Origin of the sequence: Rhodococcus olei (genome assembly GCF_039540555.1) — a bacterium.
Taxonomy (GTDB): domain Bacteria; phylum Actinomycetota; class Actinomycetes; order Mycobacteriales; family Mycobacteriaceae; genus Rhodococcus_G; species Rhodococcus_G olei.
In genome coordinates this window covers 12,074-36,034 of record NZ_BAABFB010000020.1, presented here as the reverse complement: position 1 = coordinate 36,034, position 23,961 = coordinate 12,074, and the positions used below count along the sequence as shown (strand labels likewise).

24 protein-coding genes are annotated in these 23,961 nt (G+C 69.4%); 18 read left to right on the top strand and 6 right to left on the bottom strand.

Features of this window, described 5'->3' with window-relative positions; translation table 11 throughout:
* The coding region (locus ABD951_RS04195; RefSeq protein WP_345342475.1) for a cyclic pyranopterin monophosphate synthase MoaC at positions 1-131 on the bottom strand (131 nt) is incomplete at its 3' end.
* 280 nt (positions 132-411) lie between these two features.
* On the opposite strand from ABD951_RS04195, the gene moaA reads away from it, so the two are divergent.
* A complete protein-coding gene (gene moaA / locus ABD951_RS04190) occupies positions 412-1,479 on the top strand; it encodes a GTP 3',8-cyclase MoaA (protein WP_425569771.1) in 1,068 nt (355 codons plus the stop codon).
* A complete protein-coding gene (locus ABD951_RS04185; protein ID WP_345342468.1) occupies positions 1,472-1,738 on the top strand; it encodes a MoaD/ThiS family protein in 267 nt (88 codons plus the stop codon). The genes moaA and ABD951_RS04185 overlap by 8 nt, the downstream gene beginning before the upstream one ends.
* Here ABD951_RS04185 and ABD951_RS04180 read toward each other — a convergent pair whose 3' ends face one another.
* The 3 genes from ABD951_RS04180 to ABD951_RS04170 form a co-directional block, all read right to left on the bottom strand.
* Positions 1,739-2,422 carry a hypothetical protein gene (locus ABD951_RS04180; RefSeq protein ID WP_345342466.1) on the bottom strand — a complete coding sequence of 228 codons (684 nt, stop codon included), beginning with the start codon at positions 2,420-2,422 and terminating at the stop codon, positions 1,739-1,741. It lies immediately after the preceding gene.
* Between the two features lie 102 nt (positions 2,423-2,524).
* Entirely contained in the window at positions 2,525-2,758 is a 234-nt protein-coding gene (locus tag ABD951_RS28635) for a hypothetical protein (protein WP_425569770.1), read from the bottom strand.
* Positions 2,739-3,095: a DUF1016 N-terminal domain-containing protein gene (locus ABD951_RS04170; RefSeq protein ID WP_345342464.1), complete on the bottom strand. Its 357-nt coding sequence runs from the start codon at positions 3,093-3,095 to the stop codon at positions 2,739-2,741. Before ABD951_RS04170 ends, ABD951_RS28635 begins: the two co-directional genes overlap by 20 nt.
* Positions 3,096-4,119: 1,024 nt before the next feature.
* On the opposite strand from ABD951_RS04170, the gene ABD951_RS04160 reads away from it, so the two are divergent.
* A complete protein-coding gene (locus ABD951_RS04160; protein WP_345342462.1) occupies positions 4,120-5,580 on the top strand; it encodes a plasmid pRiA4b ORF-3 family protein in 1,461 nt (486 codons plus the stop codon).
* Between the two features lie 403 nt (positions 5,581-5,983).
* Positions 5,984-6,313, top strand: coding sequence for a pentapeptide repeat-containing protein (locus tag ABD951_RS28630; RefSeq protein ID WP_425569772.1), 330 nt, complete (start codon positions 5,984-5,986; stop codon positions 6,311-6,313).
* A gap of 85 nt (positions 6,314-6,398) precedes the next feature.
* On the opposite strand, the gene ABD951_RS04155 is transcribed toward ABD951_RS28630, so the two are convergent.
* Positions 6,399-6,560, bottom strand: coding sequence for a hypothetical protein (locus ABD951_RS04155; protein WP_345342460.1), 162 nt, complete (start codon positions 6,558-6,560; stop codon positions 6,399-6,401).
* Positions 6,561-6,992: 432 nt separating this feature from the next.
* Between ABD951_RS04155 and ABD951_RS04150 the strand changes: the two genes are divergently transcribed.
* The 14 genes from ABD951_RS04150 (at position 6,993) to arsA (ending at position 21,774) form a co-directional block, all read left to right on the top strand.
* A complete protein-coding gene (locus tag ABD951_RS04150; RefSeq protein WP_345342458.1) occupies positions 6,993-7,625 on the top strand; it encodes a pyridoxamine 5'-phosphate oxidase family protein in 633 nt (210 codons plus the stop codon).
* A 95-nt stretch (positions 7,626-7,720) separates the two neighbouring features.
* Entirely contained in the window at positions 7,721-9,202 is a 1,482-nt protein-coding gene (locus tag ABD951_RS04145; RefSeq protein WP_425569769.1) for a nitrate/nitrite transporter, read from the top strand.
* Complete coding sequence (locus tag ABD951_RS04140) at positions 9,199-11,304, top strand: molybdopterin oxidoreductase family protein (protein ID WP_345342456.1); 2,106 nt, start codon at positions 9,199-9,201, stop codon at positions 11,302-11,304. Before ABD951_RS04145 ends, ABD951_RS04140 begins: the two co-directional genes overlap by 4 nt.
* Positions 11,304-12,782, top strand: a complete 1,479-nt coding sequence (locus tag ABD951_RS04135; RefSeq protein ID WP_345342453.1) for an FAD-dependent oxidoreductase — start codon at positions 11,304-11,306, stop codon at positions 12,780-12,782. Before ABD951_RS04140 ends, ABD951_RS04135 begins: the two co-directional genes overlap by 1 nt.
* A 247-nt stretch (positions 12,783-13,029) precedes the next feature.
* Complete coding sequence (locus tag ABD951_RS04130; RefSeq protein WP_345342451.1) at positions 13,030-14,715, top strand: FAD-dependent oxidoreductase; 1,686 nt, start codon at positions 13,030-13,032, stop codon at positions 14,713-14,715.
* 340 nt (positions 14,716-15,055) lie between these two features.
* Entirely contained in the window at positions 15,056-15,454 is a 399-nt protein-coding gene (locus ABD951_RS04125; RefSeq protein WP_345342449.1) for a hypothetical protein, read from the top strand.
* Between the two features lie 67 nt (positions 15,455-15,521).
* Complete coding sequence (locus tag ABD951_RS04120) at positions 15,522-16,052, top strand: DinB family protein (protein ID WP_345342447.1); 531 nt, start codon at positions 15,522-15,524, stop codon at positions 16,050-16,052.
* Between the two features lie 74 nt (positions 16,053-16,126).
* Positions 16,127-16,516: an ArsR/SmtB family transcription factor gene (locus ABD951_RS04115; protein WP_345342445.1), complete on the top strand. Its 390-nt coding sequence runs from the start codon at positions 16,127-16,129 to the stop codon at positions 16,514-16,516.
* Positions 16,513-17,631: an ACR3 family arsenite efflux transporter gene (arsB, locus tag ABD951_RS04110; protein ID WP_345342443.1), complete on the top strand. Its 1,119-nt coding sequence runs from the start codon at positions 16,513-16,515 to the stop codon at positions 17,629-17,631. The genes ABD951_RS04115 and arsB overlap by 4 nt, the downstream gene beginning before the upstream one ends.
* Positions 17,632-17,669: 38 nt before the next feature.
* On the top strand, positions 17,670-18,086 hold the full coding sequence (locus ABD951_RS04105; RefSeq protein WP_345342441.1) for an arsenate reductase ArsC: 417 nt from the start codon (positions 17,670-17,672) through the stop codon (positions 18,084-18,086).
* Between the two features lie 36 nt (positions 18,087-18,122).
* The gene (gene trxB / locus ABD951_RS04100) at positions 18,123-19,124 is read left to right on the top strand and encodes a thioredoxin-disulfide reductase (protein ID WP_345342439.1); all 1,002 of its coding nucleotides are present in this window, start codon (positions 18,123-18,125) and stop codon (positions 19,122-19,124) included.
* Between the two features lie 11 nt (positions 19,125-19,135).
* Complete coding sequence (locus tag ABD951_RS04095; RefSeq protein WP_345342437.1) at positions 19,136-19,552, top strand: arsenate-mycothiol transferase ArsC; 417 nt, start codon at positions 19,136-19,138, stop codon at positions 19,550-19,552.
* Between the two features lie 8 nt (positions 19,553-19,560).
* Positions 19,561-19,974, top strand: coding sequence for an arsenite efflux transporter metallochaperone ArsD (gene arsD / locus ABD951_RS04090; RefSeq protein WP_345342435.1), 414 nt, complete (start codon positions 19,561-19,563; stop codon positions 19,972-19,974).
* Between the two features lie 15 nt (positions 19,975-19,989).
* Positions 19,990-21,774, top strand: coding sequence for an arsenical pump-driving ATPase (arsA, locus tag ABD951_RS04085; protein WP_345342433.1), 1,785 nt, complete (start codon positions 19,990-19,992; stop codon positions 21,772-21,774).
* 34 nt (positions 21,775-21,808) lie between these two features.
* Here the strand turns inward: arsA and ABD951_RS04080 are convergent, their stop codons facing one another.
* Positions 21,809-23,902: an ISAzo13 family transposase gene (locus tag ABD951_RS04080; RefSeq protein ID WP_345342431.1), complete on the bottom strand. Its 2,094-nt coding sequence runs from the start codon at positions 23,900-23,902 to the stop codon at positions 21,809-21,811.
* Positions 23,903-23,961: the final 59 nt, after the last annotated feature.

Below are 23,961 nucleotides of genomic sequence, written 5' to 3'. Positions count from 1 at the left end.
GCGGTGGCCAGCACGTCGGCCTTCGGCATGTCGTCGGCGCGGACCAGGGCGATCACCTCGGGGGTGGTCCGCAACTCGCCGGCGGCGACCGCGATCCGGGTCGTGCTGGCCTTCGCGCCGACGTCGACCATCCGTGCCCGGCCCTCGCCGTCGAGGTGGGTCAGATTCGGCTCGCTCACAGCTGCCACACCCGTACGTCGTCTCCCGCCTGCATCGTCGTCACGTCCTCCGGAATGTCGATCAGTACGGCGGCCCTGGCCAGCGCCGCACGAGAGCACAGACCTGTTCGTCACCGTCGCCGGTTTGAGGAATCATCCTAGGACGGCCATCGCGACCGGTGCATGGCGGGCGCCGTGAAACTGTGTGGCCCAACCGCGGTCATACTGGTCTGGTGAGCGAGGTGGAGACGCGATGACGTCGACCGTGCGGCCGGTTCCGGTCGGGTTGCCGCGCGTGCGGAGCAGCGTCGACGTCACCGACCGCCCCGACGTCCCGGAGCTGGTCGACCGCTTCGGTCGGGTCGCCCGTGATCTGCGGGTGTCGATCACAGAGAAGTGTTCGTTGCGGTGCACGTACTGCATGCCCGCGGAGGGGTTGCCCGCGATCCCGCAGTCGAGGCTGCTGACCGCCGGTGAGATCGTGCGGCTGGTGCGGATCGCGGTGCGCGACCTCGGGGTCCGGGAGGTGCGGTTCACCGGGGGCGAGCCGTTGATGCGCCGCGATCTCGAGGACATCGTCGCCGGCTGCGCGCGCGCCGTCCCCGGCACCCCGCTGGCGATGACCACCAACGCCGTCGGGCTCGAGCACCGCGTGCAGGGCCTCGTCGACGCCGGGTTGACGCGGGTGAACATCTCCCTCGACACCGTCGACCGGGCGCATTTCGCGGAACTGACGCGCCGTGACCGGCTGCCGTCGGTGCTGGCCGGGATCCGGGCCGCGGCCAGGGCCGGTTTGACACCGCTGAAGGTCAATGCGGTGCTGATGCCCGAAACACTCGACGGCGCAGCCGATCTGCTGCGGTGGTGCCTGGACGAGGGGGTGCATCTGCGGTTCATCGAGGAGATGCCGCTCGACGCGGATCATGCGTGGGCGCGGTCGTCGATGGTGGACGCGCGGCGCCTGCTCGAGGTGCTCGGCGAGCGGTTCGACCTGACCGAGGCGGGGCGGGAGGATCCGTCCGCGCCGGCGGAGGAGTGGCTGGTCGACGGCGGCCCCGCGACGGTCGGGATCATCGCCTCGGTCACGCGGAACTTCTGCGCCGACTGCGACCGGACCCGGCTGACCGCGGAGGGCACGGTGCGGTCCTGCCTGTTCAGCGACTCCGAGATCGACCTGCGGGAGGCGCTTCGGTCCGGGGCGAGCGACGCGGAACTCGGCGACCTGTGGCGGGGTGCGATGTGGACCAAGTGGGCCGGGCACGGGATCAATTCGGCGGGGTTCGAGCCGCCGCAGCGGAGCATGGGAGCGATCGGTGGTTGAACAGGCGACCCTCAGGGCGGTCACGGTGCGGTTCTTCGCCGCGGCGGAGGAGGCGGCCGGTCGTGGTGAGCAGTCCGTCGAGTTGCCGGTCGGCGCGACCCTCGGAGATCTGCGGGCGGCGCTGGTCGAGCGTCACGGTGCCGCGATGGAGCGGGTGCTCACGGTCGCGGCGTTCCTGCTGGGTGACGAGCTGACCCGGGACCTCGACGTCCCGGTGGCCGCGCGGGTGGACGTGCTGCCGCCGTTCGCCGGCGGATGATCAGGTTCGGTTCGCGATCAGCCACGGGGCCAAGCGACGAGGTGTCCCCATCGGTCGATCGGAGGCAGGAACGGGTTGGGATGCACGGGATCCGGTCGGCGCGATGGTGAGCACCGGGCCCGGGTCGGTGGTGAGGTGGCGGGCGAGCATCTGGGTGTTCGGGTGTCGGTCGAGGAAGGCAAGTACCTCGACCCAGCGTGTAGGTGGCCACGGCGTCGCAGGCGGAAACTGGCACACGGAAATGCTCGCCTCCTGTCGCGGCGACGACGGTGTGCAGTCATCGACGGTTACGTCACCGCGGCGCAGTCCACTGATCTGGGTGAACGTCATCCCGGTGGCGGCGAGAACCAGCAGCAGCGCGTCGCGGCGACCGAACAGCCCGGCCGGCCATCCGGTGGTAGGAGTCCGGCGGCGTGCTGGAGCAGCAGCGGCGCGGCCCCGTCGAGCGGCGCGGGTGCCGTGGAAAATCCGGGGCACCTCGGTGCTGCGCCCCCGTGCCGGAAGGTGATTGTCGAGATGGACGGCGCTGACGGCACTGACCCGCCGTTTCTGCGTTGTCACGGCGGCGGGATGCTCGTGCAGGAACTGCGCCTGCGCCTCGGTCACCGCGGGCAGCGATGGATGGTCGGCCGCGGCGCCCCAGTCGGCGAACAGCACCCAGTCGTGCCGATACCTCTTGTGCACGACTGGATCCGGGTACGGGTCGCCAGCGGTTCGACCCTTAGCGAAGAGGGTCACTCTTCTAGAGTCCGATGTCGCACAGCGTTACCAACCAGTGGCGCGTGTTCACGGGCGCGGACCCCGAGCATGCCAGGGGTGGTGTGCCCGGTCTGGCGCATGATCACGCGCGGAGGCGCCGTTGCGGAACGCCTGGGGCGGGAAGTTGGACGGGGCCGCACCCTCTCGGAGGTGCAGGTGGGTCTTGATCTGGTGTGCCAGCACGGGACGACTCCAGCCATGTTCGATGTCCTTGACGCTGTACCAGTCGCGCAACCCCGGGTCATCGAGCTTCTCGAGCAACTCGATGACGTGGCCCCAGGGCAATTGGCCAACGGGTCGTTGACCGATTGCCGTGGTCGGGCCACGCCTCGGCGAACCTCCGCATGTACTTGAGGTTGGCCGGTGAGAAGCCCTTCGAAGTGGGGAACTCGGTTCGCAGATCTGCGGACAGCTGGGAGAGGACCTTGCTGCCCCATGGGGCTGTCTTCTGTCGCTCGATGATCGTCGCTCCGATCTGCCAGTAGAGCCTGAGCAGTTCGGTGTTCACTCGGCGCTGGGCGATGTAGCGCGCCTCATGCACGAGCCGCTTGATGCTCTCGAGTGTGGCGGCGTAGTCGGTCGGGCCGAGGGAGGACATTCCTCGACGCTAACGGAATCGGCTGACCCTGCTGGTATCGCGGGGATGCGACCCAGGTGGAGATTGGGCTGGAGCGGCAGTGGAATCCGGGGCCACTGCAGGCCGATGTGCTCGACGGACTCGGTCGAGCGGACGAAGCTGACGAACTCCGACACGCGTCCGATGAGAATGACACCGCGTAGGAGACAGCCCGCGGTTCCCGATGGCGTCCGGCCGCTCCATCCCTGGGTAGGTGTCTGGTTGGGGATCCTCTCTAGGTCTGACACATCAACGGAACTCGTCACCGGATGGCGTTCGTCCCGGTGTGTGACTCCCAGCGCTATCTGGCTCGTTTTTGCCGGCGCTATTTGGCACGGTGTCGATCAGGAGAGGCGGCGGTACACGATCGAGCGTGCGACGCCGAGCATCGCGGCGGTCTCGGGTAGCCAGACGGTGGCGAGATCGGCGCATGCGGACGAGGTCCCGACGATGACGGGTTCGTGGTCGCAGGTCGGGAATGTCAGAGGCCCGGCGGCCGGTGACGGTGCCACCGACACCGTTGCCCGAGAAGGCGTCTCCTCGATGGGGTCTGGTGTAGCGGTGCGCGTCTCCGCCGGGCGGGGCGGCAGGTGCCGGTAGTGGGAGGAGAGGGTCAGCCCGGTCTGTGTGGTGATCTCGGCGATGGTGGCGCCACCATCTCGGGGCCCGAGAATTTTCCGGACGACGCGCGGAAAATTGGGTGGCGTGGGCGAGTTGGGCGTCGGTGACTACGCCGGGTCGGCTGACATGGGACCCTGTTTCGGTGGCCGTGCGGGCGGGCGCGGCCCGCTCGACCGCGTAGGTGCGTTCCATCTGCCCGACCCGGGGCCACCAGCACCACCGCCAGCTGACCCATCGGATCGTCCGGATTCGTCGAGCCGATCCGGATCGGGTCGGCCAGGTTCCGGAACACAATGCCCCGCTGGTGCAGGTCGTGGGATCAAATTCAGGGTGGTTCATGCATCGGCTGGGCACGGCCGTTCCCGGTCGATGGTTGACTGGTGTCGTGCCGACCTCAGACGACGTACAACGGCTCGCCGAGCAACTCATCGCCGAGCTGACCCCGCAGCAGCAACAGACATTCCTGGCCGCGGTCGGGGCGGACCGTTCGACGGCGTTGATCGAGAATGCGCTGCGAGTCCCGGACCCCACGGTCGGTACTGCGCCGACCCGCATCCGCGGCTTTCGGGTCCGGCTCGACCTGATCGGTGCCAAACCACCGGTGTGGCGGCGGCTCGAGCTGCCCGGCGATCTCCCCCTCGACCGACTGCACCTGGTGATCCAGGCCGCGATGGGATGGCTCGACGGCCACCTGCACCGATTCCGCACCGGCAGCGATCCTCGGTCGCCGTACTTTGTCACACCGTTCGACGTCGAGGAGGGCGAAGACGGCGTGCTCGAAGCCGGTGTCCGGCTCGATCAGGTGCTGACGGGCGCGGGTGAGCGCCTCTGGTACGAGTACGACTTCGGTGACGGCTGGGACCACGTGCTCGCGGTGGAAGCGGTTCTCGACGCGCCGCCCGCCGAGGTGCGCTGCACCACAGGTCGGATGGCCTGCCCGCCCGAGGATTGCGGTGGGATCTGGGACTACACGGAGCTGGCGGCGTGGGTGCGGGGCGGGTGCGACCCGTCGTCCGTTCCGCCGCCGTTCGAGGACGCCGGCCACGCCCGCGATTGGCTGCCGCTCGACTGGCACCCAGACCGGTTCGACGTCGACGCGGCCAACACCGCCCTCGCGGCGGCGGTGGCCGCGCCGGTCCCGGTGGCCGGGGAGCTGGCCGCGCTGCGCGAGCAACTGGAGCGGGTCGGCAACCAGGCGCTCACGCAGCTGCTGGCACGGTCGGCGTCGCACGCCGCGGTCGAGGTGAGCGAGGCCGACGCCGCCCGCCTGATCGAGCCGTACGCCGTCCTACTCGACCTGATCGGCGATGGGGTGCGGCTGACGAGCGCCGGCTACCTGCCGCCGGCGCTGGTCGAGCAGCTCGCCGAGCGGACCGGCGTCGCCGGGTGGTGGATCGGCAAGGCGAACCGCGAGGACCTCACGTGGCCGGTCGCGCAGCTCCGCGACAGCGCGCGAGCGCTCGGCCTGGTGAGTGTGCGGAAGGGGCGGCTGGCGCCGACCGCGCTCGCCGGTCGGTGCCGTGACCGGCCACTGGCGCTGTGGCGGCACATCCTGTCCCGACTGCCGGTGGGCAGGACCGAGTTCGACCGACAGGCGGGCTGGCTGGCCCTGGCCGTCGTCGGGAGCGGCATCCCGGCCGAGGACTGGGAGCGCGAGATCCGAAACCTGCTGCTCGGCCTCGGTTGGCGCGTCCAGGGCAGTCCGTCCCCCGACCGCGTCGCCGTCGCCAGCCCCACGCTCGACGTCCTCGAGGTTCTCTCCGGGAAGACTCACCGCGGCCGGATCACCGGCCAGGACCTCGCCGTCGCCGCCACCGCCCGGGCCGTGATCAGCTCCGACCCCTGACCCGAGTACCCCTCGGACTCAACCGTCCAGGTTCTATGTCATGGAAACGATGGTTCGCGAGCCATTGCGGCGCCACCGCCGTTTCCCCAGGTCACCGGTGTCACGGTTCCCGTGTCCGCGACTGTGGTGCGCGCTCGGGGGTTCGTTTTACGCTGGACGGGTGCGGATCGGGGTACCCGGGCTGCTTCCCCAGCTGAGGGTGAGTCGGAAACGGGCTCTGTTCGTCGCGAACGAGGGGTGCTGGTGAGCGCGGCAAAGCCGCGGCGGCCGCGGCTCGCGGGCGACCGCATGAGAGTGCAGCCTCCTCGCCGGGCGCGAGCGTGGGCAGTGTTCACACGCACGATGACATCTCCGGTGTTCTGGCAGGCGGTGGTCGGGGTCGCGACCGCGGTCGCGGCGATCACTGCGGTCGTCATCTCGTCGCGAAATCTCTCCGGGCGCCGATCTGCGCTGCGCGACGCTGGCCAGGGCCGACCTACGCGGCACCGATCTAACCAACACGATCCTGTACGACGTCGTCCTGACCGGCGCGGACCTGTCCGGGACCGACCTTCTCGGCGCATCGCTGACCGGCGCGGACCTACGCGGCACGGACCTGTCCGGCGTGGCCACCCTGGTCGGGGCGAACCTGACCGGCGTCGTCCACGACGAGACCACGATCTGGCCGGACGGGGTCACCCCGCCGCCAGCCCCGCCCAGCGATTACCCGTCGCGGCCTCGGCCGTGTGCCTGAGCACGCGATCCGGTAGGCGAGAACCCTTCTCCAACAGGGGAAACGGCAGAGTCACGCCTATCTGCTTTGGAAATAGGTTGTGCGGTCACGTATTACGTGATCTGAATGCGTCGCTGTAACTGATGGTCTGGCCGTCCGGTACGCCCTGGCCCGCGAGCAGTTCCGCATCCGGGCCGCGTCCGACGCCATCCTCGAACGGCACCGGGCACGGTTCGTGCGGAGCCAGCGTGCGAACCGGCACGACCACGACCTAGTTTGTGGCACGGCGTCGCTCGGATCGTGGTGCCGCGGCGGATGTCCCGTCAGGTCGATCGGTCGGCCCCGAGCCGCGGGGCCGCAACGTCCCCGGCGGATGCCGGGGCGTCGCTCGTCGGCCGGTCGATCGGTACCGGAGGGGGCGGGTCCGCAACCTCACCCCTGGGGTGGGGGCAAACCGACACCTAGGGTGCCTACCCCGAGCGGACATCCACGGGAAACATTGGTGACGCAAGCCGACTCGCACCGGGAATTGAACACCGAAACCCCACCGGGCCCCGCGACCGGCAACGCCACGCGCGCAGACCCGGCGAGCAGCCAACACCTCTCTCGGAAATGAACCGAAAGTCGCCCTCGTCCATGTGTAGTGGGTCCGGGCACCGCGATTCGGGCACACGAGCGAGGAGCATCGAGGAGCAGGCCGATGAACGGAACGCCTGGCTCGCGCGGCGAGCATATCCTGCAGGCCGAATTGTGCACCGAGGAGCGTGCGGAGCGCTTCTATACCAGGCAGATGCTCACCTCTCTCAACCCGGCGATGATCGAGTTCGTCGGGCAACGCGACCTCATGTTTATCGCGACCGCGGATGCCGCCGGCGCCTGCGATGTGTCACTGCGCGCCGGTCCGCCGGGGTTCGTCCGTGTCCTCGCACCCGACGTGCTCGCGTATCCCGAGTACCGGGGAAACGGGGTGATGGCGTCCATGGGCAACATCGTGGAGAACCCGCACGTGGGGCTGATGCTCGTCGACTTCGTCACCGACCAGATCGGCCTGCACATCAACGGCTCCGCGACTGTGGTGAGCGACGCCGCACTGCGCGAACGTCATCCGGATCTGCCGCGCGCGCGGATCCCCGATCAGGTGGCCGCGCGGTGGGTGCTCATTGAAGTGGAGGAGGCCTACATCCACTGCAGCAGGCACATTCCCGCGCTGATCCCGGCGTCCCGTAATCGCACCGACGGGACACCCGGCGAGCATCGGCGGGGCGGCAACTATTTCCTGGTGGACGCCAGGCCCGGTTCCGACGCGCAGGCGGACATCACAGGTCACCCGTGATGTGCTGCGGGGTGAGGTCTTGGGGCCGGCCACGGGCGAGTGGCGGCACGGCCGGCACCGGCGGGTGGCGGCACGGCCGGCGCCGGCGAGGGGCGGTGCTGGCCAACCTCGCGGAACGCATCGACCGCGATCCGCTTCGCTTGCAGGCGAAGCGGCACCACATCGTCGACTGGGACGCCGAGGATGCGGCAGCGTGGGAGCTCGGCAACAAGCTGATCGCACGCCGCAATCTGATCTGGTCCGTGATTGCGGAACACGTCGGGTTCTCGGTGTGGTCGATCTGGTCGGTGATGGTGTTGTTCATGCCCGTCGACGTCTATCACATCGACTATGCGGGCAAGTTCTTCCTGATCGCGATGCCGACCCTCGTCGGAGCCGTGCTGCGCGTGCCGTACACCACGGCCACCGCGCGGTTCGGCGGCCGGAACTGGACCATCTTCAGCGCGCTGGTGCTCCTGATCCCGCTGATTCTGACCATGCGTGCGATGGCCAACCCCGGGACCTCCTACACCACCTTTATGGTCATCGCGGCCTTCGCCGGCTTCGGTGGGGGCAACTTTGCGTCCTCGATGTCCAACATCAACGTCTTCTACCCGCAGCGGCTCAAGGGCTGGGCGCTCGGGCTGAACGCGGGTGGCGGCAACATGGGCGTCACGGTCATCCAGCTGTTCGGACTGCTGGTCGTCGCGACCGTCGGCAACCGCTCCCCGGAGATCATCCTCTCGGTGTACCTGGTGCTGGCCGGCTTGGCCGCCCTCGGCGCCGCGCTGTTCATGGACAACCTCGACGGCGTGGACGCCTCCGGTCGCCGGATGATCGAAGTCCTACGCTACCCCGACGCCTGGGCCGTCGCGTTCCTCTACATCGGGACGTTCGGCTCGTTCATCGGCTTCAGCTTCGCGTTCGGCCAGGTGCTCGAACTCAACTTCCTCGCCACCCCGGGGACCACCGCCGCGCGGGCCGCGCTGCACGCCGCGCAGATTGCGTTCCTCGGCCCGCTGCTCGGGTCTGTGTCCCGGCCGATCGGCGGACTGCTCGCCGACCGCCACGGCGGCGGCCGGGTCACCATGTGCTGCTTCACCGCGATGACCGCCGCGGCCGGCGTACTGGTACTCGCGGGCACCCCTCACGACGCCACCCCCGGCGAGGCCGGCTCCGGCGTGTTCGCCGCCTACCTGATCGGTTTCATCCCGCTGTTCGTGCTCTCCGGACTCGGCAACGGCGCTGTGTACAAGATGATCCCGGCGATCTTCGCCGAGCGGGCCGAGCGGCGGTGCGGGGTCAGCCGCGACGAGGCGGCCGCCTGGTCACGGTCGATGTCCGGCGCGCTGATCGGGCTGGCCGGAGCGATCGGCAGCCTCGGCGCGGTCGCCATCAACCTGGTTCTGCGGGCCTCGTACGCCGGTGCCGACAGGTCCGCAACCATGGCCTTCTGGGTGTTCGCGGGCTTCTACGTGCTGTGCACCGCGCTCACCGCCGTCGTGTTCCGGCGCCCCCGCCCCAACCGGGCCGCCGAACACGGGGATGGCCGACGCATGGACCGCTCGCCCGCCCCTCCGGCCGGGGTGCCGTCATGAACGCCGCGACGCCGACGCACTGCCCGTACTGCGGGCTGCAGTGCGCCATGACCGTCCACGGCGACAGCGCCGCCGACGCGGCCGTGGCCGGACGCGACTTTCCGACCAACCGCGGCGGCCTGTGCCACAAGGGGTGGACCAGTGCCGAACTGCTGCGCCACCCCGACCGACTCACCGCCCCGCTGGTCCGCGCCCGCGGCCGGCTGCACCCGACCACGTGGGAGCGGGCGCTCGATCGGGTGGCCGACGGTGTGCGGGCGACGCAAAGGGTCGGCGGCCCCGACGCGGTCGCGGTGTTCGGCGGCGGGGCGCTGACCAACGAGAAGGCATACATGCTGGGCAAATTCGCCCGGGTCGCACTCGGCACCGCCAACATCGACTACAACGGTCGCTTCTGCATGTCGTCCGCGGCGGCGGCGGGGTCGAGGGCGTTCGGGCTCGACCGCGGGCTCCCGTTCCCGCTGGCCGATCTGGGCGCCGCCCGGGCGATCATGCTGTTCGGCGCCAATGTGGCCGAGACGATGCCGCCGCTGCTCGGGCATCTGACGACCGCCGCCGACGCCGCCGGGCTCATCGTCGTCGACCCACGACGCACCCCAACCGCAGCCCGAGCCGAAGACGGTGGCGGGATCCACCTGCAACTCTCCCCCGGCACCGACCTTCCCCTTGCGTTGGGGCTGATGCACCTCGCAGTCATCGACGGGCTCGCCGACATTGAATACATCCATGCCCGCACAACCGGTTTCGACGCCGCCTGGCCGGCGGCCGCGCAGTGGTGGCCAGGGCACACCGAACGGGTGACCGGGGTGCCGGAGTCGCGGATGCGCCGAGCTGTGCACATCCTGGCCCGCTCCCGGCGCACGCACACCGGCGCCTACATCCTCACCGGCCGAGGCGCCGAGCAGCACACCACCGGAACCGACACCGTCAGCGCGGTCATCGATCTGGCGTTGACGCTGGGGCTGCCGGGCCGGCAGGGCAGCGGCTACGGGACCCTGACCGGTCAGGGCAACGGACAGGGCGGACGCGAACACGGCCAAAAGGCCGATCAGCTACCCGGCTACCGACAAATCACCGACCCGGCCGCGCGGGCCCACGTCGCGGCCGTGTGGGGCATCGCCCCGCAGGCCCTGCCCGGCCCGGGGCGCAGCGCCTACGCGCTCCTCGACGCGCTCGGTGCCGACGGTGGGCCCCGCGCACTGCTCGTGCACGGGGCGAACCCGGTGGTCTCGGCACCGCACGCCGCACACATCGAGGACCGGCTACGCGCGCTGGACATGCTGGTCGTCGGCGACTTCCTACTGTCGGAAACCGCGGCGATGGCCGACGTGGTGCTGCCGGTGCTGCAGTGGGCAGAGGAGGAGGGGACCACCACCAGCATCGAGGGCCGTGTGCTCCGGAGGCGGCGGGCCGTGAACCCGCCCGCGGGGGTGCGCAGCGAACTGCGACTCTGGTCGGACCTCGCGGTGCGGCTCGGTCAGCCGGCCGAGAGGTTTCCCACCGACCCGGGCCAGGTTTTCGAGGAGCTTCGCCGCGCGTCCGCCGGCGGCGCCGCCGACTACTCGGGGATCAGCTACCGGCGGCTCGAGGCGGGAGAGGCCCTGTACTGGCCGTGCCCCGCCACCGCCGAGGACGCTCCGGATCACCCGGGCACCCCCCGGCTGTTTCTGGACCGGTTCGCCGCCGCGGACGGGCGTGCCCGGTTCGTCGCGGTTGAACACCGCGGCCCCGCCGAACCCACCGACCCCGAATATCCGCTGACCGCAACCACGGGACGCCTCGCGGCGCATTACCAGTCCGGCACGCAGACCCGTCGCATCCCGGAGCTGGTCGCCGCCGCCGGCGACGTCTTCGTCCAGGTGCACCCCGACACCGCCGCCCGGTTCGGGCTGCGCGACGGCCAAACCGCACACGTTCTCAGCCGCCGAGGCCGCATGACCGCGCAAGTGCGCTGCGATGTCACCATGCGGCCGGACACGGTGTTCGTACCGTTCCACTACCCCGGGCCGGGGCGGGCGAACCTGATGACCAACCCACAGCTGGACCCGACCAGCGCCATGCCCGAGTTCAAGGCCTGCGCCGTACGCCTCGAGGCGGTCTGATGAGGCGGACCGTCATCGTCGGCAACGGCATGGCCGGCGCCCGGCTCGCCGAGGACCTGTGCCGCCGAGACCCCGACGGCACCCGGGTGTCGATCACGGTCGTCGGCGACGAACCCCAGCCGGCCTACAACCGCATCCTGCTCTCGACCGTCCTCGCCGGCGGTCTCACCCCCCAGGACACACGCCTCCACCCCACCGGCTGGTACGAAAGCCGCGGCATCGCCGCCCGGTTGGGCGTCACCGTCACCGAGATAGACCCGGATACGCAGACAGTCCTACTCAGTGACGGCTCACCGGTCGGCTACGACGAGCTGGTCCTCGCCACCGGCAGCAGCCCCTTCCTGCCTCCCGTCGCCGGGCTCCTCGACGCCGGCGGCGACCTCGCCGCCGACGTGGTGCCCTTCCGCACCGTCGAGGACTGCACGGCAATCATCGCCGCCGTGAGGTCGGGCACCCGGGTGGTCGTCCTCGGCGGCGGGGTACTCGGCCTCGAAGCCGCACGCGGGCTGTTGATCCGCGGCGCACACGTGACCGTGGTCCACCCGGTCGACTTTCCGATGGACCGCCAGCTCGACCCGCCCGGCGCCGCGGTCCTGACCCGGGTGCTGCGGTCCCTCGGCCTGACACTGCTGCTGGGCCGATTCGCGACCATGCTCACCACCGACCGGCCGGGTGCCCGCCACCTGATCCTCGACGACGGCACCGAGGTGCCTGTCGACCTGGTTGTGCTGACCGCCGGAATCCGGCCCCGCATCGAGCTGGCCAGAGCCGCAGGCCTTCTGATCGGCAAGGGCATCGTCGTCGACGACCGCATGCACACCAGCGCCGCACACGTGTGGGCGATCGGCGAGTGCGCACAGCACGGCGGCATCGTGTACGGGCTGGTACAGCCGGCGTGGGACCAGGCCGCGGTCGCCGCGAATCACCTCACCGGCACCGACACCAGCGCCCGCTACCGGGGCAGCACGCCTATAACCCGGCTCAAGGCCCACGGCATCGACCTCGCCTCCATGGGCGAGGTCCGCACCGACCTGGACAGCAGCGACGCCGAGGTGCTCGCCATCGCCGATCCGACCCGCGGTCGCTACGCGAAAGTCGTCGTCCGTGACGGCCGCCTGGTCGGCGCCGTGACCCTCGGCAACCCGGACGTGGTGGGAACGCTCACCCAGCTGTTCGACACCCGCGCCCCGGTACCGGCAGACCGGATGAGTCTGCTGCTCGGCCGAGCCCCACCCGAAGTCGACCCACGCCCGGCCCACCTGACCGCTGCGGCGATCGTGTGCCGATGCAACTCGGTGACCAAACAACATCTCACCGCCGCATTCCGCGCCGGCGCCCGCACCCCGGCAGCGCTTGCCGCAAAGACCCGTGCAGGCACCGGTTGCGGCGAGTGCCGCCACCTCGTCGAGGGCTACTGCCGACACCTCAACGACGGCACCACCGTCGCACTCCCCTCATCCGGCCCGGTCAGCTCATGAACCTCGCGGCGCTCCCCCGGGGCGCGAAGCACGTCATGCCCGCCACCGCGTTCGGTGGCGGATCCCCACCCTTCCTGGGCAACTGGCCCGCGTTGACCGAAATGCCCGCCGCGCCCAGGGGTCTGCTCGAACGGCCCCCGGACCTGCATCCGCAGGACTGTGACGCCGCCGAGCGAAGGTCACCGGCCAGATCGGCACCGCGCTGCGCGAGCCCACCGCCCTGCACCTCGAACCGGGAGTGTGACGCATGGCCTATGTGATCACCCAGGCGTGTTGCAACGACGCTTCGTGCGTCGAGGTGTGCCCGGTGGACTGCATCCGCCCCATCCCGGACGACTCGGACTACACCACCACGGAGATGCTCTACATCGAGCCGGCCACCTGCATCGACTGCGGGGCCTGCATGGACGCCTGCCCTGTGGCGGCGATCTTCCCGGAAGATCAGCTCACCGCCGTGAACGCCCGGTATCAGACGATCAACGCGGAGTACTTCGGGAAGCACCCGCTGAAGCCCGGCTGGGATGCCTTCGAGCCGATGACCCCGGTGGCGGTGCCCCAGGAAGAGGCGCCGCTGCGGGTGGCGATCGTGGGTTCCGGCCCGGCCGGCTGCTACGCCGCGGCCGATCTGGTCACCCAGGGCGGGAACTCGGTCGAGGTGGAGATGTTCGACCGGCTGCCCACCCCGTGGGGACTGGTCCGCGCGGGTGTGGCGCCGGACCATCCGAGCACCAAGATGGTCACCGACATCTTCCGGTGGACGGTGTCCCAGCCGTCGTTCGCGTTCCACCTGAACGTGGACATCGGCAAGCACCTCACGCACGACGAGCTGATGGCGCATCACCACGCGGTGATCTACGCGGTCGGCGCGTCCCGCAACCGGCGCCTCGGCGTGCCCGGTGAGGACCTGTCCGGCAGCCACGCGGCCACCGAGTTCGTCGCCTGGTACAACGGGCATCCCGACCACGCGGACCGGCAGTTCGACCTCTCGGCCGAACGCGCCGTGATCGTCGGGAACGGCAACGTGGCGCTCGATGTGGCCCGCATTCTGGTGATGGACCCGGAGGAGCTGGCCGGGACCGACATCGCCGACTACGCCCTCGAGGCCCTCCGCAAGAGCAACATTCGCGAGGTGATCGTGCTCGGCCGCCGCGGTCCCGCACAGGCCGCGTACACCAATCCGGAACTGATCGCGCTCGGCCACCTCAAGGGTGTGGACGTGGTGGTCGATCCGGTCGAGATGGTGTTGGACACGCACAGCCAGGCACTGGTCGAGAGCGCCGGCGCGGAACCGTCGACCGTGCTCAAAACGACGGTCGCGCAGGAGTTCTCCGAACGCACCCCGAACCCGGCGAACAAACGGATCGTGCTGCGCTTCCTGGCGTCGCCGACCGAGGTGGTCGGCACCGAACACGCGACCGGGCTGACCATCGCGCGCAACGAGCTGTTCGAGGAGGACGGCACGCTGCGGGCGCGGGCGACCGAGCAGACGGAGACCATCGAGACCGGACTGGTCCTGCGCTCGATCGGCTACCGCGCCACCCCGGTGCCGGGTATCCCGTTCGACGAGTCGCGCGGCACCATCCCGAACCAGACCGGACGGGTGATCGACCCGGGCACGGGCGAGCCGCTGGCCGGCGTGTACACCGCGGGCTGGATCAAGCGCGGACCGTCCGGAGTGATCGGCACCAACAAGAAGTGCGCCAAGGACACCGTGGCGCAGCTGCTCGAGGACTTCACCGACGGGAATCTGACCAAGCCGACCGGTGACCGCAAGGACCTCGACAAGTTGATCAACGAGCGCCAACCCGACGTCGTCGACTACAAGGGCTGGGAGGCCATCGACAAGGCCGAGCGCGAGCGCGGCAAGGAATCCGGCCGCCCGCGCATCAAGATCACCGACGTGAAGTCGATGGTCGAGATCGCCCACACCTGAACCCGCGCGGGGCCGCGGGCGGTGAACAACCTTAATCAAAAAAGGATCATCGACACCGATGCCCGCGGCCTGTAAGCGTTGTCGTGCGCCAGTTCCAGGCCCGGCACGGCATCGACGGCGTGGTCGCGGACAGGACCTCCAGACGATCACTCGCCGTGGTCACCTGCGCGCCGACAGCACGACTTCCGAGTTGTCACACGCTGTCCCGCTGTGCCGTTTATAGAACCAGGCTCGACGACGAGGTCTTCAGGCCTGACCGCGCAACCGCGATGTGTGGTTACCACGGAACATCCACGACGAGACCCGAAGTCGTCGAACAGGGAGTCGATGACCCGGTTCCGTGCCCATCCCGGTCCGCGAGATCACCTGTGGCGTCGATGAAGATGTCCGGTGGTGCGCCCCGTTCGACCAGCATGACGGCGTGTTCGTCTTGTCCGTGGCGGCACCGATACCGCATCCCGCCGCGGTTGGGGTGCCAACCAGGATGCTCGTGCAGGCGATGCGGGAGTCGCGGCATTCCCGCCACGTGCATCCGGCCAGCGAGCCGTCCTGGTTGATCGCCGCCAGCCCGGCCCGGGGTGTCGAGGACCGCGACCGTGATGTCCTCACCCGCAATCATCCGGGTGAGCGACCCTTCGGCGAGCGCTGTGCAGGAGAGCATTCCGGTCTTGGGGATGTCGGTGCCACGAGCCCCCGCCGCCGCCGCGCAGGCGGCCGCGCTCGCATCGGGCGCCGCTGACTCCATCCCACGGCGGACAATGAGCCGAACGGCAGTGGACCGCAGCGTCGCGGCGGGAGGATGCGTCATGCCCGAGGGTCAACCGGTGGATCGGGGCGCGATTGCCGCGGACCTCGAACGGGCCCGGCGCTCGCTGCACGAACTCCTGGGCGGTGCGTCCGCGGAGGATTTCGATCGCCGCTCGAACGGCACCCGCTGGACCAACGAGCAGCTGCTGTTCCACATGGTCTTCGGCTACATGGTCGTGCGCCGGCTACTCCTGCTGATCCGCGTTTTCTCTCGGTTGCCCGACGGTGCGAGCCGCCGGTTCGCCCGCGCACTCGACGCCGCCACCCCGGTGTTCGACGAGGTCAACTACCGAGGCTCCGCCCTCGCGGCCCGCATCTACGACCGCCGCCGGATGGGCAGACACGTTGACCGCATCATCGCCGCCCTCCAGCGCCGCCTCGCGCAGGAGACCGACGCCGACCTGCACCGAGGCATGCACTTTCCGGTCCGCTGGGATCCGTTCTTCACCGACTACATGACAGTCGAACAGCTCTACCGCTACCCCGGCCGGCACTTCGACTTCCACCGCCGCCAGCTCACCCTCGACTGAACCCCGGGCGACCCGCTGCTCCGTTCATCCACTGTTCGCTTGCAGCCTGATTCGACCCCTGTCAATATTGATGCATGTCGAATCAAACGTCGGAGAGCGGTGCGTGCTGCTCGCCGCTGGTACGCGAACCGCTGACCGAGGACTGGGCGGGGGACTTGGCCAGGATGTTCAAGGCGCTCGGTGACCCGGTCCGGTTGCGCATGCTCAGCCTGATTGCCTCCCACGCCGGCGGAGAGGCGTGCGTGTGCGACATCTCCGAAACGTTCGACCTGTCCCAGCCGACCATCTCGCACCACCTGAAAGTGCTGCGCTCGGCCGGGCTCCTGGACTGCGAACGCCGCGGCACCTGGGTGTACTACTGGGTGATCCCCTCGGCCCTGCAGCAACTCTCCGCGGTGCTGCTCACCGAAGGCGGACCGATCGTCTCGTCCGAGACCTGCACCGCCACGGAGGTGCCCGCATGAGCGAGGTCGCCACCGAACACCCCGCCGTCGTCGGGAAGCTCTCCACCCTCGACCGGTTCCTGCCGGTGTGGATCGGTGTCGCGATGGCCGCCGGCCTGCTGCTCGGCCGGATGATCCCCGGTCTCGGCGACGTGCTGTCCGCGGTCGAGATCGACGGCATCTCGCTGCCGATCGCGCTCGGGCTGCTGATCATGATGTACCCGGTGCTCGCGAAGGTCCGCTACGACCGCCTCGACACGGTCACCGGCGACCGCAGGCTCCTGGCCGGGTCCCTGGTGCTGAACTGGGTGCTCGGCCCGGCGCTGATGTTCGCCCTCGCCTGGATCTTCCTGTCCGATCTTCCCGAGTACCGGACTGGGCTGATCATCGTCGGCCTGGCCCGCTGCATCGCGATGGTGATCATCTGGAACGACCTCGCCTGCGGCGACCGGGAGGCCGCCGCCGTCCTGGTGGCGATCAACTCGGTGTTCCAGGTGCTGATGTTCGCCGTCCTCGGCTGGTTCTACCTCTCCGTTCTGCCGGGTTGGCTCGGTCTCGAGCAGACCACCATCGACACCTCGCCGTGGCAGATCGCGAAGTCGGTGCTGATCTTCCTCGGCATTCCGCTGCTCGCCGGGTTCCTGACCCGCCGCTACGGCGAGAAAGCGAAGGGGCGCACCTGGTACGAGCAGACGTTTCTGCCGCGGATCGGGCCGTGGGCGCTGTACGGGCTGCTGTTCACGATCGTGATCCTGTTCGCACTCCAGGGCGACCAGATCACCTCGAACCCCGTCGACGTGGTGCGGATCGCGATCCCGCTGCTCGCGTACTTCGCGATCATGTGGGGCGGCGGCTACCTGCTCGGCGCCGTCCTGGGCCTCGGATACGAGCGCACGACCACCCTCGCGTTCACCGCGGCGGGCAACAACTTCGAACTCGCCATCGCCGTCGCGATCGCCACCTATGGCGCCGCCTCGGGTCAGGCCCTCGCCGGGGTGGTCGGGCCGCTGATCGAGGTCCCGGTCCTCGTCGCCCTGGTGTACGTCTCGCTCGCCCTGCGCAAGCGCTTCACCGAGAAGGCACCCCTCAACGCTGTGCCCGCGGCCATTCCCTCACCCGACCGCAACCAGTCCTGATCCTCTTCCCCTACCTGACCTGTGAAAGGTTGACCGACATGGCTTCTCGACCCAGCGTGCTGTTCGTCTGCGTCCACAACGCCGGCCGATCCCAGATGGCCGCCGGATTCCTCACCGCCCTGGCCGGGGATCGGATCGAGGTCCGCTCCGCCGGCTCCGCGCCCGCCGACCAGGTCAACCCGGCCGCAGTCGAGGCGATGGCCGAGGCCGGGATCGACATCTCCGCGCAAAACCCGAAGATCCTCACCGTCGACGCGGTGCGGGCATCGGACGTGGTGATCACCATGGGGTGCGGCGACACCTGCCCGATCTTCCCCGGCAAGTCCTACCGCGACTGGGTCCTCGAGGACCCGGCCGGCCAGGGTGTGGAGGCGGTCCGCCCGATCCGGGACGAGATCAAGTCCAAGGTCGAGGCGCTGATCGCCGAGCTCACCGCCCAGCCTGCCACCCGCTGATCACCTGAATCGGATTCAGCCCGAAAGGATTTCTGCATGACTACTCCGACCTCGGTTCGTGACCTGATCATCGTCGGCTCCGGACCCGCCGGATACACCGCCGCGGTCTACGCATCCCGCGCGGAACTGCAGCCGCTGCTGTTCGAGGGCACCCAGTTCGGTGGCGCCCTGATGACCACCACCGAAGTCGAGAACTTCCCCGGCTTCCGCGAGGGCATCATGGGCCCGGACCTGATGGACGAGATGCGTGAGCAGGCGAAGCGGTTCGGTGCCGACATCCGCACCGAGGACGTCGACGAACTCGACGTGACCGGCCCGATCAAGAAGGTCGTCGCGAACGGCGAGACCTACTACGCCCACGCCGTGGTCCTGGCGATGGGCGCCGCCGCCCGCTACCTCGGCATCCCCGGCGAGGAGACCCTGCTCGGCCGTGGCGTGTCCGCGTGCGCGACCTGCGACGGCTTCTTCTTCAAGGACCAGGACATCGCCGTGATCGGCGGCGGCGACTCCGCGATGGAGGAGGCCACCTTCCTGACCCGGTTCGCGCGCTCGGTGACGCTGGTGCACCGCCGCGAGGAGTTCCGCGCGTCCCGGATCATGCTCGAGCGGGCCAAGGCGAACGAGAAGATCCGCATCGTCACCAACGCCGAACCGATCGAGGTGGTCGGCGAGAACAGCGTCACCGGCCTGGTGATCCGCGACACCGTCACCGGCGAGCAGTCGACGCTGCCGGTCACCGGCATGTTCGTCGCGATCGGCCACGACCCGCGCAGCGAACTGGTCAAGGGCCAGGTCGACATCGACGACGAGGGCTACGTGCGGGTGCAGTCGCCGACCACCTACACCTCGGTCGAGGGTGTGTTCGCGGCCGGCGACCTGGTCGACCACACCTACCGTCAGGCGATCACCGCCGCCGGCACCGGCGCGGCCGCCGCGATCGACGCCGAGCGCTGGCTCGCCGAGCGCGAGGACATCACCGCCAACACCGTCGAGGCAGCCGGTCGCCCGGTGGCCGTCGACGCCGTCGCGGCGCAGTGAGGGCCGGTGCGATGAGCACGCCGTCCGTGCTGTTCGTGTGTGTGAAGAACGGCGGCAAGTCCCAGATGGCGGCCGGTCTGATGCGCGCCGCCGCCGGTGACACCGTCACCGTGCACTCCGCCGGCACCGCACCCGGTACCAGCGTGAACGCGCTCTCGGCCGAGGTCCTGCTCGAGGTCGGCGTCGACATCACCGACGAAACCCCGAAACCGGTTGATCCGCAACTCGTCCGCGATGTCGACGTCGTGGTCACCCTCGGCCTCGAAGCCCACGTCGACGAGGTGCCGGGTACCGCATTCGAGAACTGGGACACCATTGAGCCGTCCGCCCGCGGTGTCGACGGCATCGAGCGGATGCGGCTCGTGCGCGACGACATCGCCGCCCGCGTCACCGGCCTCGCCACCCGACTCACCCAACACCAGCAGTAGGAGATCCGTTGAGCACCATCGAAGTTTTCGAACCCGCCCTGTGCTGCAACACCGGCGTCTGCGGTGACGACGTCGACCAGGCGCTGGTGACGTTCTCCGCCGACATGGACTGGGTCCGCTCCCGGGGCGGCGAGATCGCCCGATTCAACCTGGCCAGCGAGCCACTGGCCTTCGCGCAGCGTGAACCGGTCGCCGCGTTCCTGAAACTCTCGGGCTCGGAGGGGCTTCCGCTGGTCCTCGTCGACGGTGTCACCGCGATCACCGGCCGCTACCCGGACCGGGCCCAGCTCGCGAAGTGGGCCGGCCTCGACGCCCCCGCACCCGCTGCGGCCGCACCCACGGGGACAACGATGCTCGGCCTGACCGACACCACCGACACCGGATCCTGCTGCGCCGACGACACGACCTCGACCTGCTGCTGAGAAGGACTGCTCCACATGAAGTTTCTCGACAACCCGCCCCGCTTCCTGTTCTTCACCGGTAAGGGCGGGGTCGGGAAGACCTCCATCGCGTGCGCGTCGGCGATCGCCCTCGCCCGCGCCGGCAAGAAGGTGCTGCTCGTGTCCACCGATCCGGCGTCGAACGTCGGGCAGGTGTTCGGGTTGACCATCGGGGGCACCGTCACCGCGGTGCCGGCGGTGACGGGTCTGTCCGCGCTCGAGATCGACCCGCAGCAGGCCGCCGACGCCTACCGTGAACGGATCGTCGGGCCGGTGCGCGGGCTGCTGCCCGACGCCGAGATCGCCTCGATCACCGAACAGCTCTCGGGGTCGTGCACCACCGAGATCGCCTCGTTCAACGAGTTCACCGCGCTGCTCACCGACACCGACGGTGTCACCGACGGGTTCGACCACGTCCTGTTCGACACCGCCCCGACCGGCCACACCATCCGGCTGCTCCAGCTCCCCGGATCGTGGACCGAGTTCCTCGACGACGGCAAGGGCGACGCCTCGTGCCTCGGCCCGCTCGCCGGTCTCGACAAGCAGCGCAGCATCTACGCCGACGCCGTCACCGCCCTCGCCGACCCCGACCGCACCCGCCTGGTCCTGGTGACCCGGGCTGGGCGGTCACCGATCGCGGAAATCGCCCGCACCCACACCGAACTCGCCGACATCGGACTGACCCACCAGTACGTCGTCGTCAACGGACTCCTCCCGGCACCGGACGGGCGCGACGCCCTCGAAACCGCGATCCACCACCGCGAACAGGCACTCCTCGACAGCCTCCCGGGGGACCTGTGGACCCTGCCGATCGACGAAGTCGAGCTCAAGCCAACGAACATGGTCGGCATCGACGCCCTCAACTCGTTGTTCACCTCGACGACCGCCGCAGAAGACCAACCACCAGGATCTGGCCCGGCCGGGCTCGACGTTTCCGATGCACCGCTGTCGCGGCTGGTCGACGAACTCGCCGCCGACGACCACAGCCTGATCATGTGCATGGGCAAGGGCGGCGTCGGCAAGACCACCATCGCCGCCGCGATCGCCGTGGCGCTGGCCGAGCGCGGCCATCAGGTGCACCTGACCACCACCGATCCCGCCGCACACCTGACCGAGACCCTCGACGGCAACATCGACAACCTCGAGGTCTCACGCATCGACCCGGCCGAGGCCACCGAGCAGTACCGCGCACGCGTCCTCAAATCCAAGGGCGCGGCCCTCGACGAGCAGGGCCGCGCGAATCTCGCCGAAGACCTGAAATCGCCGTGCACCGAGGAAGTTGCCGTCTTCCAGGCCTTCTCACGAGTCATTCACGAATCGCGACGCAAGTTCGTCGTCGTCGACACCGCCCCCACCGGGCACACCCTGCTGCTGCTCGACGCCACCGGTTCCTACCACCGTGAGATCGCCCGGCAGATGGGCGAGAACACCAACTTCACCACCCCGTTGATGCGGCTGCAGAACCCCGACGAGACCAAGGTCGTCCTGGTCACCCCCGCCGAAACCACCCCCCGCCTCGAAGCCGCCGGCCTGCAGGCCGACCTCGAACGCGCCGGCATCCACCCGTGGGCATGGGTGGTCAACAACTCCCTCGCCGCCGCGGCACCGTCCTCCCCGCTGTTGCGGCGTCGCGCGGGCGCGGAGGCCACCGAACTGGCCACCATCACCGCCGAGCACACACAGCGGTATGCGGTCGTGCCGATACTCGCCGAGGAGCCCGTGGGAGTTGCGGCACTGAGGGCACTCGCTCACGGTTCCCGCGACGACATCACAGCCGAGTGAGCATCGTCGCCGCCGTCTCGGTGACTGTAAGGAATTAATGTATCGATTCGGTTGTGTCGTCTTCCTGCTGTGGTATCGCGGCGAGAAGGGTGGTGGCGGTGCGGTAGCGGGTGGGTGCCGGTGCCGGGGTGTAGCCGTCCTGTTCGAGCAGTGGCCGCACGTCGAGCAGGGCATTGCCGATGGTGCGTGGGCTGACGTGGAACAGTTCGGCGAGGACGGCGCGGGTGCAGAGTTGGCGCAGGTGCAGAACGGTGGCCAGGACGCGTTCGGCATCGGTGATCTTCTGGAGGAAGATTCCGCCGCGGCCCCCGGGCATGCGTTCGCCGCCGCGTTGGGTGTAGCGGCGCCGTTCGACCAGGGCGGCTTGCCGGACTGCGAGGCGTTCGACGAGGTCGCCCAGTTGTCGGCGACTCATGCCGGTCAGAGCCGGATGCGACAGTGCCTCGGGGAGAGGCCGATTCGGTGTCGGGATGGGTGTCGGGCCGTCGCGGAGAAATCCCGCGAGGTCTGCGGCGGTGCTGAAGCGAAGCCCGATGTTCGGGGTGACGTGATGGCTGTGTTCGTCGAGCAGCATCCGCGTTTCGGCGATGATTTCGCCGATGGAGTTCGGATTCACCCCGAGCAGATCCGAGAGCACCCGTTGGGGACAGGCCTGCCGCAGGTACACGATGGTGATCAGCAGGGCCGCGGCGTCCGAGAGCAGGCGTCGCCCGCCGGCACCCGGGGCATTGCGGCGCCGGCCGCCGCGTTGGTGCCAGCGGCGTTGCTCGGCGCGCGCGGCCTGAGTCGGTGCCAGCCGTGCGGTGAGTTCGTCCAGTTCGTCGCCCGTCATGCCGGTCAGGCGCGGGTCGGCGAGCATCGCGACGGCCGCGGCACGCTCGCGTTCCCGGTCGCGGCCGGGAACCGGCGCGGCGTCGGCGTGAGTGGGTTCGATGGTGTAGTTCCACGTTCCGCACTGGGCGTGTGGGTGGATGGGTAACGCGCGCAACTCTTCTCGACCAATCGAGATCCCGATCGGGTAGTCGCCGGTGTCCAGCTCGGCGTCCACGCGCAGCCCGGTGCGGGTGCGGGTGGAGGCGATGGTCTTGACCACCACCTCATGGCTGGTCAGCGGCCGGCCCCGCCAGTTCATGGTGATCTGGGAGAACAGCCGGTGCTCGATCTTGTTCCACTTCGAGGTGCCTGGCGGGAAATGGCAGACCGTGATCGCCAACCCGGTCTCGGATGCCAGCGCGGCCAATTCCGCCTTCCACAACCGGTACCGGTAGCTGTTGGAGCCGCCGGCGTCGGCGGTGATCAGCAACCGGCTCGCGTGCGGGTAGTCGGCGGCGCCACGTGCCTGCCACCAGCGGCGGATAGAGGCGACCGCGAACGCGGCGGTGTCGTGGTCGACGCCGACATTGACCCAACCGGCGTCGGTGGTCAGGTCGTAGACCCCGTACGGGATGGCCCGGTCGGCATTCGGTCCGGTGAAGAAGCTGTGATCGACCACCCGCACCGGATCGCCGTGCGGGCGCCACTCGCGCCCCGGGGTGGGCAGCTGGCCGAGTTGTTCCTTCTTCTTCGAATCGACGCTGATCACCGGCTCGCCCGCGTCCTGGTGCGCCTTGACCTGCTCGTTGATGTAGCGGAACTGCACGTCCCGGTCCGGGTGCTGCTCGCCTTCCAACGTCTTGGCGTTGGCCTGCAAACTGAATCCGTTGTCCCGCAACAATCGTCCCACCGTTGGTGCGGACACCGGATGGCCCTGCCGGGTCAGCTCCTCGGCCAGGTGTCGCAGCGACTTGGTCGTCCACCGCAACGGAGACTCCGGATCCCCACGCTCGTCCGGCTCGACCAGCGTCAACAGCGCAGGCACCAGCTGCGGATTCAGCGCGTCCGCACTCTTGCGGCCCCCTCCCGGACGGCGGACCCGACCCGTCGGCGTCGGTTGCTCGCCGGCCTCCAACTCGAACACGCCCCTGCGAACCGTGGTCTCACTGACACCGACCGCCCGGGCCACCGCCCGCACCCCGCCATGCCCCAGTGACCGGGCCTCCGTCGCCAACGCCAAACGCCGCTGACGCTCGTTCAGGTGCGGCAGCAAAACCTCGAACCGCTCCCGTAACCGCCTGTCGACCTCGCTCACGATCGCCCTACCGCACCGACCAGACCCCGATCACAAAACAACACTTTATTATCTTACAG